Genomic DNA, 15,913 nt, shown 5'->3' with positions numbered 1-15,913 from the left:
GAATTCTTTTCAACGGGATTTTATAAAATGGAATAATCTTTTAAAATTTATATTCCTAAGAAATTACTTGGTGTGATTTGCATCAATTCAGCCTTAATTTCATCCGAAACTTCTAAGGTTGCAATAAAACCGTGAATTGCATTTTTATCAATCGCTTCATTGGTTCTGGTCAATCCTTTTAACGCTTCATACGGATTTGGATATCCTTCACGACGTAAAATTGTTTGAATCGCTTCCGCAACTACAGCCCAGTTTTTCTCTAAATCTTCGTGGAATTTTGGTTCGTTCAATAACAATTTGTTTAATCCTTTCAAAGTAGCTTCAAAAGCGATTAAAGTATGTCCCATTGGTACGCCAATATTTCTCAAAACCGTACTGTCAGTCAAATCACGTTGTAATCTTGACAATGGTAATTTAGCAGATAAATGTTCGAAAATCGCATTGGCAATTCCTAAATTTCCTTCTGAATTTTCAAAATCAATTGGGTTTACTTTGTGTGGCATTGCCGAAGAACCTATTTCTCCAGCTTTGATTTTTTGTTTGAAATATTCCATCGAAACGTACGTCCAAATATCTCGGTCTAAATCAATGATGATCGTATTTATTCTTTTCAACGCATCAAAAAAGGCTGCGAAATGATCGTAATGTTCAATTTGCGTAGTAGGGAAGGAGTGGTGTAAACCAAGGTTTTCCTCTACAAATTTCCCTCCAAATTTTCTCCAGTCAATTTGAGGATACGCCACGTGATGTGCATTATAATTTCCTGTTGCGCCACCAAATTTAGCCGCAAAAGGAACATTAAACAACAAACGCATTTGCTCTTCTAAACGTTCTACAAAAACCCCAATTTCTTTACCCAAACGCGTTGGAGAAGCCGGTTGTCCATGTGTACGGGCAAGCATTGGAACGTCTTTCCACTCTACACTTAAATCTTTCAATTTTGAAGTTAAAGTAATCAAAGAAGGCATGTATATTTTCTCGAAAGCTTCTTTTGTAGATAGCGGAATCGCCGTATTATTAATATCTTGGGAAGTTAATCCAAAATGAATGAACTCTTTGTATTCTGACAAACCTAATTTTTCAAAAGCATCTTTTATAAAGTATTCCACCGCTTTTACATCGTGGTTGGTTACTTTTTCTGTTTCTTTTATCCAAAGTGCATCTTCAGTAGAGAAGTTTTTATAGATGTTACGTAAGCTTTCGAATAAATTTGGGTTTACGTTTTTTAATTGTGGCAAAGGCACTTCGCACAAAGCAATAAAATATTCAATTTCAACCAATACGCGGTATTTGATTAAGGCTTCTTCAGAGAAAAATGGAGCCAGAGAAATAGTCTTGTTTCTATATCTTCCGTCGATTGGCGATATAGCATTCAATTCGTTTAAAGTAGTCATTGTTTTGTTGTTTGTTCGAAAGGCACAAATATAAACCTTTCGAGACAAATTAGAAAACGAATGGTTTTTAAATAAACGCTGTAAGCTTCTTTTTTAGTATTTTCATTCCTTCAGAAGCCACTTCAGGAATTACTTCCAATGGATTTCTAAGATTTGGGATTTTTATGGGTTTTGGATCAATATAAAAAATAGGGGTTTCTCGCGCTGTAAAATCGATTAATCCTGCCGCAGGATAGACTTGTAACGAAGTTCCAATTACGGCAAAATAATCCGCACTTTGAGTTAATTTTATTGCTTCATCAAGCGCAGGAACTTCTTCACCAAACCAAACAATATGTGGACGCAATTGATTTTTGTTTTCATCGAAATCGCCAAAATTCAAATCCTCCTGCCAGTCCAGAATGTAATTTGGATTTTTGGTACTTCTCACTTTTAATAATTCGCCGTGCAAATGCAACACATTAGTACTTCCGGCGCGTTCGTGTAAATCATCCACATTTTGCGTGATTACAAAAACCTCAAAATGATTTTCTAATTCAGCCAGAATTTGATGACCCAAATTGGGTGCTACTTCCTTGAGTTGTTTTCGTCTTTGATTGTAAAAATCCAGCACCAAAGCCGGGTTTTTATGCCAGCCCTCGGGAGTTGCAACATCCATAACGTTATGGCCTTCCCAAAGTCCGTCACTGTCACGGAAAGTTTTTATACCACTTTCGGCACTGATTCCGGCACCAGTCAAAACCACTAATTTCTTTTTCATTATTTTTAAATATTAAGGAACACAGATGACACGGATTAAACAAATTAAAACGGATTTTTTAAAATTTATTTAAAGTGATTTGTGAAAATCCGTTAAATCCGTTAAATCTGTGTTCTATTTTATTTTAGCTTTTATTAAAAAATAAAACTACTCTTTTTTAGTATTTTTGCCAAAAAAATAACCCACAATGATTGATATCGATTACCTTAATTTTCTTGAAAATATCTTAACGGATAACCGCAAAGAAAAATTCCTGAAAGTATTGGAAAACAGAACCAAGCATTTTACGATTGCTGTTGAGGATATTTTTCAAATGCACAATACAAGCGCAGTGATGCGCAGTTGTGAGATTTTTGGAATTCAGGAATTGAATGTTATCGAGCAGCGTTACGGAAAAAGTATCGATAAGGAAATTGCGATGGGTGCTCAAAAATGGGTTGACATCAATACCTTCGACAGTATTTCTAATTGTGTGGATACATTAAAAAGTAAAGGCTACCAAATCATTGCCACGACGCCACATGAGAATGATTGTCTGATGGAAGATTTTGATATTTCTAAACCGAGTGCTTTATTTTTTGGAACCGAAAGAGACGGATTATCCGAAGAAATTTTACAACGCGCCGATGGTTTTCTAAAAATCCCGATGGTTGGTTTTACCGAGAGTTTGAATATATCGGTTTCGGCGGCAATCATCATTCAAAACTTGACGAATCGATTGCGCGATTCCGAAATTGACTGGCATTTATCCGAAAATGAAATCTTGGAGAAACGTTTGGCTTGGGCGAAGAGTTCCATTAAAGACATCAAGCGTATTGAAGCACGCTATTTTGAAGAAAATCCAAGATAGTGTAACCGAACGCATAAATTAGATTGTAACGGTTTGCTGAGTCATTGCGAGGAACGACCTGTTCGCCGTGGCGAAAGCAATCACATCTAGTATTTTCTTTCATCTGTGTTGCTTTTCATGACAAGAGTTACAAATTGAAACTAACCATTCTATTGGCTCTTTTCCGATATTCCTTTTTGCGTATCTTTTGTGATGAACTTGAGTAGCTTTTCCACCACAATACACACAACGCCAATCATCTCTTTTAAAAACAACTGCTCGTTTTCGTTGCCATACATCTGATTTTAGATATGTATTTCTGTAATAATCACGTCTATGCCGACGTTTCATTTCGAACCACAACCATTTAAGAATTACTCCTCCAAATAGAAGAATTAATAAAAGTATAATCTTTTTATTTTCTGGACTTATTACCATACTCATTTTCTTTTCGTTAGATTTTCTATGAGATTCATGAAGGTCAACTACTTTATGACGTTTTAATATACTCTCAAATTATAAAAATTGCGTAAAGTCAGAGACATTTGCGCAGCATTTACGAAAAATTCATTTGATTTCAGGGATACTTTGCGGAGCGAGGGCAGTTTTTTAATTCAACATTTTTCCTTTTTCATCAAATAATTTAAAACTTTTATATGAAGTTTCTAAGAAAGTTTTTTCCTTTTTAGTCATTAATTCTTCAAATTTATAACCTGGTAATTCAAAACCCTGTGGGATATCTAAAGTCAATAAGTTATTATTGCTTAACAAAATGAAGCGCACATACATTCGATTTGGGAATGATACGTACAAAGAAATTGCATTATCGAAATCCAACTTTGAAGTTAATTCTTCTGGCATTTCTTTAGTTACCTTATTTTTGAAATTTGCAAATGACTTGTCGTTTGTAAAATTTACATACAATTTGTTTTCACTATTTTTATTAATGATTTCTTGTAAAAAATAATGGTTATTAACACGAGATTTCAATTCATCTTTTTTGTCGAGAAATTTTTGTAGAGGTGTCACTTCTTCTCCAAGTGCCATAGTTAAATCATAAATTATTTTTCCATTTGAACCTTTGTCTGATAATTCCGCTTGCCAACAATCACCATCATAGCTGTATGAGTATATACTGCCTATTATTGAAGATTTAATTTCAAATTTGTCTAATTCACTTTTTTCTTTATAGAGTAAATCACAAAGCTGCTTATTAGGGTTTTCAATTCTTGACTTTATTTCAATTGGTAGTAAAGGAATCAATTTTTCAATATTTTTATCTATATCCTTTTTTTTGAGGCTGTCTTCTATAAAATATTGATAATATTTATAAGTGTTATAAAAGTGAAGTTTATTAAAAGGATCCATTGATTTGTCACGAATAATATTCAGGATTGTTTTTTCAAAATATAGCTGGTTTTTTGAGTCTAAATTTGCATAAGCTTTTGCTATTTTACTACCGTCAGAAAAATAGTGTTTTTTGACAGTATCGTGAACTCTTAAATTTGAACCCAATAAAATTTTGTCTATATCTAAATTTAATATTGCAAGTTCATTTATGTAGGTTTCCCTTGCTTCAGATGCAATATTGCTATTTGCAATTCTTGAAACGTTATCATTCATAACATTTAAGAAGGATTTTATAAAAACATCCCAATTCTGAGTTTGAGCTGCCATTGAAGCGATTCTTTTTTGTTGGATATTTGGACCATTATCAAAACTGCAAGAACCAACTTGTTGATTTTGTCGCATTAACTCTAAAGCTCTATTTTTAGAAATTAATTGAGATGTAAAATCTTCCAAATCGCCATTTGAAACTTTATTTACTTCTGCATATGATAAGGCTTCAATTAAAAGCTTTTTAAAATGTTTATCCGTTTTATATAAACTATCGGAAAACGTTTGTTTTTTTGATTGCCATTCATCTTGTTCCTTTCTGCGAGTAATATAGTCTTGTTCTTTTTGATAAGGTGGTTTGTTAGTTTTAGTTTCGTAGTAATTAATCAAAGAGTCAATAATAGTTTTTTTATAGCTTAATAATTCATTTGATTTTTCTTTGATGTCATAAAAAATTGATGTTTCTGGTTTTACGATAATATCTGTATAGTTTATCCAGTCTACATATTTTTCTGGAATGTCAATCGACTTAAATTCATTAATTAAATAAAATCCTTGAATGATTGAAGCTTCTTTGTACTTGCTCCAAGTTTCTTTATGTATTGAATATAGAAATTTAATATTACTATTATTTATAGAATCACTATACTTTATTTCAATTAAATGACTTCGACTTTGACCTATTTCAAAAGATTTGACTTCAATTTTTTTTTCTTTGTTGTAATTGGAATATACATTTTTAATAATTAGTACATCTCTATCAATTTGAAGGCTTGGATTTTCCTTAACCAACTGTTCGAAATTTACAGCACTGTTTAAGGACTTTAGGAAATCAGTAGGATTGTTTGTAATAATTTTAAAATAGTTCGCCGATGTTTGTGGCAGTGATTTAAAGGATTGAGTTTTACTTTCTCTGTATTCTTTTTCCAAAGATTTAATAATTGTATTTAGTTTAGGGATATCATCATTATTGACAATTTCATTTTGAGCATAATTGTTATATGAAATGAATGTTAAAATGAATGTGTAGAATATGTTTTTCATAAATGGATACAACTTGTATATGCGTGTGTTACATCACACAATATTTTATTTTCAAATATATAAATAAAATCGCTGAAAAATCTTATAAATAAGAATTAGTGATTATTTATTCTCAAAGATGTATTCTTTGATTACAGGATCATTACGGGAAACCGTAAACAGAGTTATTTATCACAAAATCCCTAGCCCCGACAGCAGCGGAAAGCCTATGCCGGTTGAAAATCACTTTTTTCTGCTGATGGCAGAGCGAATCCCGACACTTCGGGAGAAGCTCCTGACAGCGGCTAGAAAAAGGGTTTGAAACCAAATAGCTTGCAGCGTAGGGCGGGAATTGCTCCTTAAAAAGATCCTGAAAAAGATCCTGAAATAAATTCAGGATTAAATTCAGGATAAAAAAAATTCCCCAACTTACTTTTGTAATTGGGGAATTTAATTTTAAGGAATTGAAACGGTTATTAGTTAACAATAACCCATTGTCCTGAAGCGATTAAGCTTTCGGCTTTTTTGTATTTCATTTCTTGTATTTGTCCGTTTGCCACGTTTTGAATCGTTACGTTATCATTACGATTAATTTTTGGCATATCTCTTACGATAGTTTCCGTAACTTGTCGTTGTTGCGTTTCTCCCGCTTCACGATTAGCACTTTCACTATTTGGAATTTCGTCTTTACTTAATTTATAGTCTTCTTGTTGACGAACTTCTTTCGCTTCTTGAATTTGTTGATTCTCTTGAGCCGGTAAATCACCTTTGAACAAGAATGAAATCACCTCCTTGTTTACATTGTCAATCATTGCTCTAAACAAATTGAATGCTTCCAGTTTGTAAATAAGTAATGGATCTTTTTGTTCGTGAACCGCAAGTTGAACCGATTGTTTCAACTCATCCATTTTACGTAAGTGTTTCTTCCAAGCTTCATCTACAATAGATAAAGTGATATTTTTTTCGAAATCAGCAACAAGTTGAGCTCCCTCAGTTTCGTAGGCTTTTTTCAAATCAGTAACCACATTCAATGATTTAATTCCATCTGTAAAAGGAACTACAATACGTTCAAATTGGTTGTTTTTATCTTCGTAAACACTTTTTATGATTGGGAATGCTTCTCTGGCACTTCTTTCGGTTTTCTCTGTATAATATTCCAGCGTAGCTTTGTATATTTTACCGGTTAATTCCATTTCACTCAATTTACTGAATTCACTTTCAGTAACTGGCGATGTGATTGAGAAATAGCGAATTAATTCGAATTCAAAGTTTTTGAAATTATTTGATGCTTTGTTTTGGTCAACGATCAATTCACAAGTATCGTAAAGCATGTTTGCAATATCTAATTTTAAACGCTCTCCAAACAATGCATGACGACGACGTTTGTAAACCACTTCACGTTGTGCGTTCATTACATCATCATATTCCAATAAACGTTTACGAACACCAAAGTTGTTTTCTTCTACTTTTTTCTGAGCACGTTCGATAGATTTAGTCATCATAGAATGCTGAATCACTTCACCTTCCTGCAATCCCATTCTGTCCATCACTTTAGCCACTCTTTCAGAACCAAACAAACGCATTAGGTTGTCTTCAAGAGAAACATAAAACTGAGAACTTCCAGGATCACCTTGACGTCCTGCACGACCACGTAACTGACGGTCAACACGACGGGAATCATGACGCTCTGTTCCTACAATTGCTAATCCACCAGCAGCTTTTACTTCGGCAGATAATTTAATATCGGTACCACGACCAGCCATGTTGGTTGCAATCGTTACTACACCAGGTTTTCCGGCTTCTTCAACAATTTGCGCTTCTTGTTTGTGCATTTTTGCATTCAAGACATTGTGTGCAACGCCTCTCATTTTCAACATTCGGCTTAATAATTCTGAAATCTCTACAGAAGTTGTACCAATAAGAACCGGTCTTCCTGCATTAGATAATTCAGTTACGTCTTCGATAACGGCATTGAATTTTTCACGAGTAGTTTTATAAATAAAATCCTCTTTATCTTTTCTGGCCATTCCTCTGTTCGTAGGAATTTCTACAACGTCAAGTTTATATATTTGCCATAACTCACCCGCTTCAGTTACTGCAGTTCCAGTCATTCCTCCCAGTTTGTTGTACATTCTGAAATAATTCTGTAACGTAACGGTTGCAAATGTTTGAGTTGCAGCTTCGATTTTTACATTTTCTTTGGCTTCAATCGCTTGGTGCAATCCGTCAGAATAACGACGACCGTCCATGATACGACCTGTTTGCTCATCTACAATCATGATTTTGTTGTCCATGATTACATATTCAACATCTTTTTCGAATAAAGCGTAGGCTTTCAAAAGTTGTGTCAAAGTATGAATACGCTCACTTTTCACTCCAAAATCTTGAAACAATTGTTCTTTTTCTTCGGCTTCAGTGTCTTTATCTAATTTTTTCTTTTCGATAGCGGCAATTTCAGTTCCAATGTCCGGAAGTACAAAAAAGTCAGCATCAGTATCTCCAGAAAGGTATTTAATTCCGTTATCGGTCAATTCAACCTGATTGTTTTTTTCTTCAATAACAAAATACAATGCCTCATCAATCTTGTGCATTTCTCTTTTGTTATCCTGCATGTATTGATTTTCGGTTTTCTGAAGTAATTGTTTAATTCCTTCTTCACTCAAAAATTTAATTAATGCTTTGTTTTTTGGCAATGCTCTGTAAGCTCTTAATAATTGGAATCCACCTTCTTTAGTATTTCCCTCTTTAATTAATTTTTTTGCTTCAGATAAGAAACCGTTAGCCAATTGTCTTTGTATGCTAACTAAGTTTTCAATTTTTGGTTTCAATTCATTAAACTCATGACGATCTCCTTGTGGAACCGGACCTGAAATAATCAATGGTGTTCTTGCATCATCAATTAAAACTGAATCGACCTCATCGACAATCGCGTAATTGTGTTTTCGTTGCACTAAATCTTCTGGCGAATGCGCCATGTTATCTCTTAAGTAGTCAAAACCAAACTCATTATTGGTTCCGTAAGTGATATCAGCATCATATGCTTTTTTTCTTCCTTCAGAACTTGGTTGGTAATTGTCAATACATTCTACAGTCATACCGTGAAATTCGAATAATGGCGCTTTCCAAGTACTATCTCTTTTTGCCAAATAATCATTCACAGTTACCAAATGCACACCATTTCCAGTTAAAGCATTTAAGTAAAGCGGTAAAGTTGCCACTAATGTTTTTCCTTCACCTGTTTGCATTTCAGCTACTTTTCCTTCATGCAAAACCATTCCGCCAATTAATTGTACGTCATAGTGAATCATGTCCCAAGTAATTTCTTTCCCTGCAGCACTCCATGAATTTGCCCAAACTGCATTGTCACCATCTAAGGTAATGTAGGTTTTAGTAGCAGAAAGTTCACGATCTTTTGGTGTAGCAGTTACCACTATTTGAGTGTTGTCTTTGAAACGTCTAGCTGTTTCTTTTACAACGGCAAATGCTTCCGGAAGAATTTCCATTAATGTTTTTTCGGAAATCTCGTAAGCTTCTTTTTCTAATGCGTCAATAGCAACATAAATATCTTCTCTCTTGTCAATATCTTCAATGCTTTCCACTTCTAGTTTCAGCGCCGCAATTTTTGCATCTTTTTCAGCACGTGCCTGTTTGATTCTATCTTTGAAAAAAGCAGTGCGTCCTCTAAGATCATCATTAGATAATGCCATCAGAGGAGTTTCAAAAGCTTTAATTTTGGTAAGATACGGTTGTAAAGCTTTGACATCTTTTTGGGATTTATCCCCAACAAAGACTTTAATAATACTATTTATAAAACTCATAATATGTTTTTATTTCTGTTTGTGTAATTCTGTAAATTTAAACAAAAAAAAAGCCTCTTTTGAGACTTTTTCTTGGTTTACTTTTTAATATTCATCCTCATTCCAAAGATAATCTTCGTCAGTTGGATAATCTGGCCAAATTTCTTCCATTGATTCATATATCTCGCCTTCATCCTCTATAGATTGAAGGTTTTCTACTACTTCTAATGGAGCTCCTGCTCTAATAGCGTAGTCAATAAGTTCGTCTTTGTTAGCAGGCCACGGTGCATCGCTTAAATAAGATGCTAATTCTAATGTCCAATACATGTGTTGTCGATTTAGTTTTGTGCAAAAATAAATTTTTTACTGAAAAAGACAAGTAAAAAATCATTTATTTTTAGTTAAAGTTAAGAACGTTTTGTTGATTGCTGATTTTTGATTTCAGATTAACGATTTTTGATTTTTTAAATACATCTGAAATCAAAAATCGTTAATCTTCAATCTGAAATCCTACTTCCTCGGAATCCATTGAACTTCGGCAGCGTTCAAATCATGAGACAACTTTCGTGCCAACACAAAAAGGTAGTCAGAAAGTCGGTTTAAGTACTTGATTGCTATTTCAGGAACGGGTTCATTGTGGCTTAAATGAACGGATAAACGCTCTGCTCTGCGACAAACACAACGTGCAATATGACAATATGACACAGTAGTATGTCCGCCTGGAAGTACAAAATGAGTCATTGGCGGCAATGCTTCTTCCATAGCGTCAATTTCATTTTCCAATAATTCAATGTCAGATTCTATAATCCCCAAATTTTTCAAACGGAGTTCCCCGTTTTTCATCACTTCTTTTTCCGGTGGCGTTGCTAATATTGCACCAACAGTAAACAGACGATCTTGGATTTCGATAAGGATTTCTTTGTAATGCGCATTCATTTCCTGATCACGAATCAGACCAATATGAGAATTCAATTCGTCAACAGTTCCGTAACTTTCAATTCGGGCATGGTCTTTTGGGACTCTAGTTCCGCCAAAAAGTGCTGTTGTTCCTTTATCTCCAGTCTTTGTATATACTTTCATCTACCGTATTATTTGATTTAAAAAAACAAATTTAGCGTATTAATTCCACTATTGCTGCAACAAATCGTTCCAGTGAATTTTCACTGAGATTGAAATATAAATCAGGTTCAATGCATTCAATTTCCATTAAATACAGTTCGTTCTCAATAAGGATTCCGTCTACTCGCGCATAGAGTAAATTCTCTGGAAATGTATTGGCAATTTTTTGCGCTTTTTCAATTAGTTCCTGACTGGGTTGAACCAAATTGTATTTTCCTCCAAAAAGGGATTGTACTCTAAAATCGCCATCCACGGGTTTTTTATTCACCGCATGTGAGAATTTTTTATTGAAAAAGATAAAAGAAGTTTCGCCCAATGTTTGAATTTCGGGCATGAATTCCTGTAAAAGCAACTCTTTCTCCGCTGCTATACTTTTATATTTCGTGCTTATTTCCTGAATTTCGGATACGTCAAAAACTTCGGTGAGATAGGAACCAGCAGAAAATGCAGGTTTTATAACCGCTTTTTTCCAATGTGTAGGTATCAATTCAGCAAGATTAAGATGATCTGTTTTATCAATGAAAACGGTTGGCAAAATTGTGATTCCTTGCTGTTCCATTTCACGCAAGTAAAACTTATGGATGTTTTGCTTGATTACTTCAATGGGATTTAGTGTTTTGATTCCCAGTTTTTCTATTTGGTCGAGCCAAATTTTAAACTCGGTTTCTTTCTCGAAATAATCCCAAGTATTGCGAAAAATTAGATAATCAAAATCAGTCCAATTGATGCTTTTGTCGCTCCAGATAGCGGCACTGGCTTCTATAGTATGTTTAGCTAATGCCGGAATTATTTTTTGATCTTCGGGATTTAGGTCTGGAAGTTTTTCGCAGGTTAGTATAGCGATTTTCATTTTTTGGTGGGTGTTACTTGGAATTTTAAACGCAATCGTAATTTGGATTTCCTAGCCCGGATAAAAGCGATATCCTCTTTCTTGTCATTCAGACGAAGGAAGAATGGCAAGAAAGAGATACAAGCGGATAGCCGGAAGCAGCTCCTGAAAAAAAACTATTTAGAAGTATCGCTTTCTATAAGTCCGTCACGCAAACGAATTACGCGATTGGCGTAAGCGGCGATTTCTTCCTCGTGGGTTACCAGAATTACGGTATTTCCATTGGCGTGGATGTCTCCAAAAAGCTTCATGATTTCTAATGATGTTTTACTGTCCAGATTTCCGGTAGGTTCATCGGCAAGAATGATGGACGGTTTGTTGACCAAAGCACGGGCGATTGCCACACGCTGACGTTGTCCACCTGAAAGCTGATTGGGTTGGTGGTCCATTCTGTCTGCAAGATTTACTTGTTCTAAAACTTCGGTAGCTCTTGCTTTTCTTTCTGATTTTGAAAATCCGGCATAAATCATGGGTAAAGCCACGTTATCTAATGCGGTGGTCCTGGGTAAAAGGTTGAAAGTCTGGAAAACAAATCCTATTTCTTTGTTTCGAATTTCGGCTAATTCATCGTCTTTCATCTGGCTGACATCTTTTCCGTTGAGGATGTAACTCCCGGAAGTTGGTGTGTCTAAACAACCTAATAAATTCATTAAAGTTGATTTTCCAGATCCTGAAGGTCCCATTAATGCTACATATTCACCTTTATTTATTTCTAAATCAATGCCTTTAAGAACATAAACGATTTCATTTCCAAGTACAAAATCTCGTTTGATATTGGTTATTTTGATTAGCGGGTTTGCCATTAGAATATATGATTTTGACCTGCGATCGAGCGTAGGCTGCTATTAAATTAGATTTTAAAAGTACAAAAGACTTTTGAATTATTAATAAGTAGTTGTTTTTTAAAATTTGTTACATTTTACGCCTTAATTTTAAATAAGAACTAACTTTTTTAAAATCAAACAATTGCGTTTTTTGCCGATTTCTTTTAAAAGGCAATTTTTAATACATAGAATCAGCCGTAATTATTTATACTATTTTAGGGTTAGTTTATATAATTCACACTTTATTTCTCTTTATTTCATAATTATATGTAATATTTATAAGATTTTTGGATTATAATTATGAATCGAATAATGTTACTTAAATTTACATAAATAATATTAATCAAATCAAGTAGTTATGAAAAGTACAAAAATGGTGTTAGGAATAGCGGTAATCGCTTTAGGATTTACTTCATGTAAAGATGAGAAAGCTCAACAAGCAGAAAAAACGGTAGATACGTATGTAATGTATGTTGATTCATTAGGAAATGTTGCTTCAGAGGATGCTAAAGCAAACTGGCAAGGAATTGAAGCTACGTATCAATTAAGAAGCGGAGATGCTCAAGCAGCCTTGGCAAATATGAAAGATAATGCAGAAGCGCAAGAACGTCTTGATGCTGCAACTGCTAAATATGAAGCGTTAAAAGCTAAATATGAAGCTGAAATGCAAGAGAATGCTCAAGCTGCTGTAGCTGCAAACCCAAAACAACAACTAAGAAATGCTTTGTTTGGTGAAGGAAAAATAGGGGATGACATGAGCTTTACATGGGTAAACAAAGACAATATTCTTGGTGTTTATCAACAATTTGTAAGTACTGTTGAAACAAATAAAGATGCTTATTCTCGTGAAGACTGGGATGAAATTAAATTGATGTATGAAGCATTGGACAGCAGAAAAAATACTGTTGAAAAAGAAGGACTTTCAGGTGATGATAACAGAAAAATTGCTAGTTTAAAATTGAAATTTGCACCAATGTATACTGTTAACAGAATGGGAGCAAAATCAGGTGAAATGAAAAAAGCTAAAGAATAAGGAATAATTAATTCAATGTTAGAAATGACAGTCAGCAATGGCTGTCATTTTTTTTTAGGTACGAATCACAAAATGCTCTTTGGGTTGTTCTCTTCTAAAAAAGACCAATCCCCACTGAAACGTATCAATAGTCACCGTTACTTTTGGATGGTTTTTTATGATTTCCCAAGCCTCTTCCATTTCTGGCGACCAATGAATGTCATCGAATATCCAAACGGTTTCGTTAGTTATTGTAGGAAGTAATAATTCGAAATAGTCCAGTGTTGCTTTCTTGGAGTGATTGCCGTCGAAGTAAATTAAGGAAAAGTGTTCAGTGTTCAGTGTACAGTTTTGGAGATAAGTACTGAACTCTGTTATTTCGGAACGTATAGTATTGAAATTGAATTTTTGAAATTGCAATTGAGCTTGTTTTGCAGTTTCGGGACAACCTTCTAAAGTGATTATTTTTGCTTTTATCCCGACGCTTCGGGACCCTAAAGAAAGCGCCGAAGTTGCTAATCCTAATGATGTTCCAATTTCTAATATCGTATCGGGCTGTAAATAATTTGTGATTCTAAATAATAATTCGGCTCGTTTTGGAGAAATCCCCGCTGTTTTTGCAATCTTGGAAATAACTCTTGTATTCGATTTAAAAACTTTCGAACCTGCACCAAAATCAGTGACTTCAATCGTATTGTTATTAGCTAAAAGCGAGTTTCGGTATTTTTTTAAAATAGCATATTCCGGTTTTGATTTTTTATCATAAAAACATTTCGTCAACAAATTAAACACAAAAGGTGAATGTACAGCATGCTCATTTTTTGAGTGCCAAAGGAAATGTAAGTACGATTTTATTTGGAATAACATAGCGATTGTTAGAAGGTAGGTGCGAAGATAGTAAGATTATAGTCGAAAGTCAAAAGATAGAATGACTTCATCTTCGCACTTGGACTTTGGACTTTATGACCTTGAAACTTTAATACTTTAAAAGCCTATCTTTGCTCGCTTGGAATTTACACCAAGAATAATACCTATTTTTTACGATAATGATTGAACAAATAGAAAATAAAAGTGCCATAAGCTCGGAGGAAATTGACCGATGCATCGCTATTTTGGCTCAATTGAATACCGATACCGACCAAATATTTGATATTCCAAAAGAACAACGTACAGCTTTAATCAAAGCGGCTGGAATGTTTTCCAGACCCGATCGTGATGAGCTTTCCCGTAGAAAAAAAGACGGAAAAGTGGCTGCCAAACGCAAAATGGAAAAACGCGACCGTACCGCCCGAAAGGAAACTGGAATCCGTCATGCGCGTGAAGCGAGTATTTTTGTAGCGCCAAAATTATTGGCTTCACATGATCTTGCCCACAAAGAGCAATTGGAACTGGAAACTCCACGAAATTGTTACGTTTGTAAAACTGAGTTTACTAAAATGCACCACTTTTATGATACGATGTGTGCCGATTGTGGTGATTTTAATTATGCCAAACGTTTTCAAACGGCAGATGTACAAGGACAAGTGGCAGTCATTACAGGTTCTCGCTTAAAAATTGGGTATCATATTACGTTGATGCTTTTACGAGGTGGAGCAACAGTTATTGCAACGACCCGTTTTCCTGTGGATTCAGCATTGCGTTTTTCTAAGGAAGACGATTTTATGGATTGGGGACATCGTTTGAAAATTCACGGATTGGATTTGAGACACATTCCCAGTGTGGAGATTTTTTGCAATTTCATAGAGCAGAAATACGAACGTTTGGATATTTTAATCAATAATGCAGCGCAAACGGTGAGACGTCCTGCCGGATTCTATACCCATTTAATGGAAAATGAAGAGCGTTCCATAGCTTCTTTGCCCAAACAAGCGCAAGAATTATTATTGGATCATACCAATTGTTTGGATGAATTGAAAGTATTGACATCTGGAGCTTCTCCAAATCAGAATATGCCAGTTACTTGGCACGGACCAGAACCTGGAATTGGGTTGCGGGCTTCTGCCAAATTATCACAGATTCCGTATTCGTTTGATAATGCGCTCGTGGCAAACGAAGTTTTTCCGGAAGGAGAACTTGATGCCGATTTGCAGCAAGTAGATTTAAGAAAAACCAACAGTTGGCGCTTGCGATTGGGACAAATAGAAACCACGGAGATGATAGAAGTACAATTGGTGAATTCGGTGGCACCTTTTGTATTGTGCAACCGCCTTTCGGAAGTAATGAAGAAAGACAACACCGGAAAAAAACACATCATCAATGTGTCGGCAATGGAAGGGAAGTTTCATCGCTTTTTCAAGGAAGACCGCCATCCGCATACTAATATGGCTAAAGCCGCTTTGAATATGTTGACACATACTTCTTCGGGAACTTTGGCAAAAGATGGTATTTTTATGAATGCGGTAGACACTGGTTGGGTAACCGACGAAGATCCGGCAGAATTAGCCAAAAGAAAGCAAGAAGAAGAAGATTTTCAACCGCCATTGGATATTGTAGATGGAGCTGCACGAGTTATGGATCCATTGTTTGACGGTATCAATACCGGAAAGCATTGGTGCGGTAAGTTTTTGAAAGATTACAATCCGATTCCTTGGTAGAAACTTCAGATTTATAAAATAAAAAACCACAACAGAATCTAATTCTGTTGTGGTT

General features: G+C 34.8%; 13 protein-coding genes. 3 read left to right on the top strand and 10 right to left on the bottom strand.

Annotated elements, in window-relative coordinates; translation table 11 throughout:
* Nucleotides 1-47: 47 nt before the first annotated feature.
* Together purB and Q1W72_RS03555 are read right to left on the bottom strand one after the other, a co-directional pair.
* Nucleotides 48-1,394, bottom strand: a complete 1,347-nt coding sequence (gene purB / locus Q1W72_RS03560; protein WP_302137402.1) for an adenylosuccinate lyase — start codon at nt 1,392-1,394, stop codon at nt 48-50.
* 67 nt (nt 1,395-1,461) lie between these two features.
* Nucleotides 1,462-2,154 carry an NAD-dependent deacylase gene (locus Q1W72_RS03555; RefSeq protein WP_302137401.1) on the bottom strand — a complete coding sequence of 231 codons (693 nt, stop codon included), beginning with the start codon at nt 2,152-2,154 and terminating at the stop codon, nt 1,462-1,464.
* A 187-nt stretch (nt 2,155-2,341) separates the two neighbouring features.
* Between Q1W72_RS03555 and Q1W72_RS03550 the strand changes: the two genes are divergently transcribed.
* Nucleotides 2,342-3,004: an RNA methyltransferase gene (locus tag Q1W72_RS03550; protein WP_302137400.1), complete on the top strand. Its 663-nt coding sequence runs from the start codon at nt 2,342-2,344 to the stop codon at nt 3,002-3,004.
* A 99-nt stretch (nt 3,005-3,103) separates the two neighbouring features.
* Here Q1W72_RS03550 and Q1W72_RS03545 read toward each other — a convergent pair whose 3' ends face one another.
* The 7 genes from Q1W72_RS03545 to Q1W72_RS03515 all read right to left on the bottom strand — a co-directional run bounded on the left by Q1W72_RS03545 (nt 3,104) and on the right by Q1W72_RS03515 (nt 12,231).
* A complete protein-coding gene (locus Q1W72_RS03545) occupies nt 3,104-3,427 on the bottom strand; it encodes an HNH endonuclease (protein ID WP_302137399.1) in 324 nt (107 codons plus the stop codon).
* A 165-nt stretch (nt 3,428-3,592) separates the two neighbouring features.
* On the bottom strand, nt 3,593-5,644 hold the full coding sequence (locus Q1W72_RS03540; RefSeq protein WP_302137398.1) for a hypothetical protein: 2,052 nt from the start codon (nt 5,642-5,644) through the stop codon (nt 3,593-3,595).
* Between the two features lie 455 nt (nt 5,645-6,099).
* A complete protein-coding gene (gene secA / locus Q1W72_RS03535; protein WP_302137397.1) occupies nt 6,100-9,441 on the bottom strand; it encodes a preprotein translocase subunit SecA in 3,342 nt (1,113 codons plus the stop codon).
* Nucleotides 9,442-9,525: 84 nt separating this feature from the next.
* Nucleotides 9,526-9,747: a DUF2795 domain-containing protein gene (locus Q1W72_RS03530; RefSeq protein ID WP_007138072.1), complete on the bottom strand. Its 222-nt coding sequence runs from the start codon at nt 9,745-9,747 to the stop codon at nt 9,526-9,528.
* A gap of 183 nt (nt 9,748-9,930) precedes the next feature.
* On the bottom strand, nt 9,931-10,500 hold the full coding sequence (locus tag Q1W72_RS03525) for a cob(I)yrinic acid a,c-diamide adenosyltransferase (RefSeq protein WP_121341485.1): 570 nt from the start codon (nt 10,498-10,500) through the stop codon (nt 9,931-9,933).
* A gap of 31 nt (nt 10,501-10,531) precedes the next feature.
* Complete coding sequence (locus Q1W72_RS03520) at nt 10,532-11,389, bottom strand: RimK family alpha-L-glutamate ligase (RefSeq protein ID WP_302137396.1); 858 nt, start codon at nt 11,387-11,389, stop codon at nt 10,532-10,534.
* A 155-nt stretch (nt 11,390-11,544) separates the two neighbouring features.
* Nucleotides 11,545-12,231, bottom strand: coding sequence for an ABC transporter ATP-binding protein (locus Q1W72_RS03515; RefSeq protein WP_099715952.1), 687 nt, complete (start codon nt 12,229-12,231; stop codon nt 11,545-11,547).
* Between the two features lie 379 nt (nt 12,232-12,610).
* Between Q1W72_RS03515 and Q1W72_RS03510 the strand changes: the two genes are divergently transcribed.
* Complete coding sequence (locus tag Q1W72_RS03510; RefSeq protein ID WP_282715697.1) at nt 12,611-13,285, top strand: hypothetical protein; 675 nt, start codon at nt 12,611-12,613, stop codon at nt 13,283-13,285.
* Nucleotides 13,286-13,339: 54 nt separating this feature from the next.
* On the opposite strand, the gene Q1W72_RS03505 is transcribed toward Q1W72_RS03510, so the two are convergent.
* Nucleotides 13,340-14,131: an O-methyltransferase gene (locus tag Q1W72_RS03505; RefSeq protein WP_302137395.1), complete on the bottom strand. Its 792-nt coding sequence runs from the start codon at nt 14,129-14,131 to the stop codon at nt 13,340-13,342.
* 179 nt (nt 14,132-14,310) lie between these two features.
* Here Q1W72_RS03505 and Q1W72_RS03500 point away from each other — a divergent pair, with 179 nt between their 5' ends.
* A complete protein-coding gene (locus tag Q1W72_RS03500) occupies nt 14,311-15,858 on the top strand; it encodes an SDR family NAD(P)-dependent oxidoreductase (protein ID WP_099715949.1) in 1,548 nt (515 codons plus the stop codon).
* Nucleotides 15,859-15,913 lie beyond the last annotated feature (55 nt).

It is taken from the genome of Flavobacterium sp. ZE23DGlu08 (assembly GCF_030505335.1).
Lineage (GTDB): Bacteria > Bacteroidota > Bacteroidia > Flavobacteriales > Flavobacteriaceae > Flavobacterium > Flavobacterium algoritolerans.
The sequence above is the reverse complement of the archived record's forward strand: the minus strand, read 5'-3'. Positions and strand labels throughout refer to the sequence as shown.

Bases quoted from the DNA above. Each gene is read 5' to 3' on its own strand.
- Q1W72_RS03540 (WP_302137398.1), bottom strand. From the start codon at position 5,644: ATGAAAAACATATTCTACACATTCATTTTAACATTCATTTCATATAAC.
- Q1W72_RS03520 (WP_302137396.1), bottom strand. From the start codon at position 11,389: ATGAAAATCGCTATACTAACCTGCGAAAAACTTCCAGACCTAAATCCC.
- Q1W72_RS03550 (WP_302137400.1), top strand. From the start codon at position 2,342: ATGATTGATATCGATTACCTTAATTTTCTTGAAAATATCTTAACGGAT.
- Q1W72_RS03505 (WP_302137395.1), bottom strand. From the start codon at position 14,131: ATGTTATTCCAAATAAAATCGTACTTACATTTCCTTTGGCACTCAAAA.
- Q1W72_RS03530 (WP_007138072.1), bottom strand. From the start codon at position 9,747: ATGTATTGGACATTAGAATTAGCATCTTATTTAAGCGATGCACCGTGG.
- Q1W72_RS03555 (WP_302137401.1), bottom strand. From the start codon at position 2,154: ATGAAAAAGAAATTAGTGGTTTTGACTGGTGCCGGAATCAGTGCCGAA.
- Q1W72_RS03510 (WP_282715697.1), top strand. From the start codon at position 12,611: ATGAAAAGTACAAAAATGGTGTTAGGAATAGCGGTAATCGCTTTAGGA.
- Q1W72_RS03500 (WP_099715949.1), top strand. From the start codon at position 14,311: ATGATTGAACAAATAGAAAATAAAAGTGCCATAAGCTCGGAGGAAATT.
- purB (WP_302137402.1), bottom strand. From the start codon at position 1,394: ATGACTACTTTAAACGAATTGAATGCTATATCGCCAATCGACGGAAGA.
- Q1W72_RS03525 (WP_121341485.1), bottom strand. From the start codon at position 10,500: ATGAAAGTATATACAAAGACTGGAGATAAAGGAACAACAGCACTTTTT.
- Q1W72_RS03545 (WP_302137399.1), bottom strand. From the start codon at position 3,427: ATGAGTATGGTAATAAGTCCAGAAAATAAAAAGATTATACTTTTATTA.
- secA (WP_302137397.1), bottom strand. From the start codon at position 9,441: ATGAGTTTTATAAATAGTATTATTAAAGTCTTTGTTGGGGATAAATCC.
- Q1W72_RS03515 (WP_099715952.1), bottom strand. From the start codon at position 12,231: ATGGCAAACCCGCTAATCAAAATAACCAATATCAAACGAGATTTTGTA.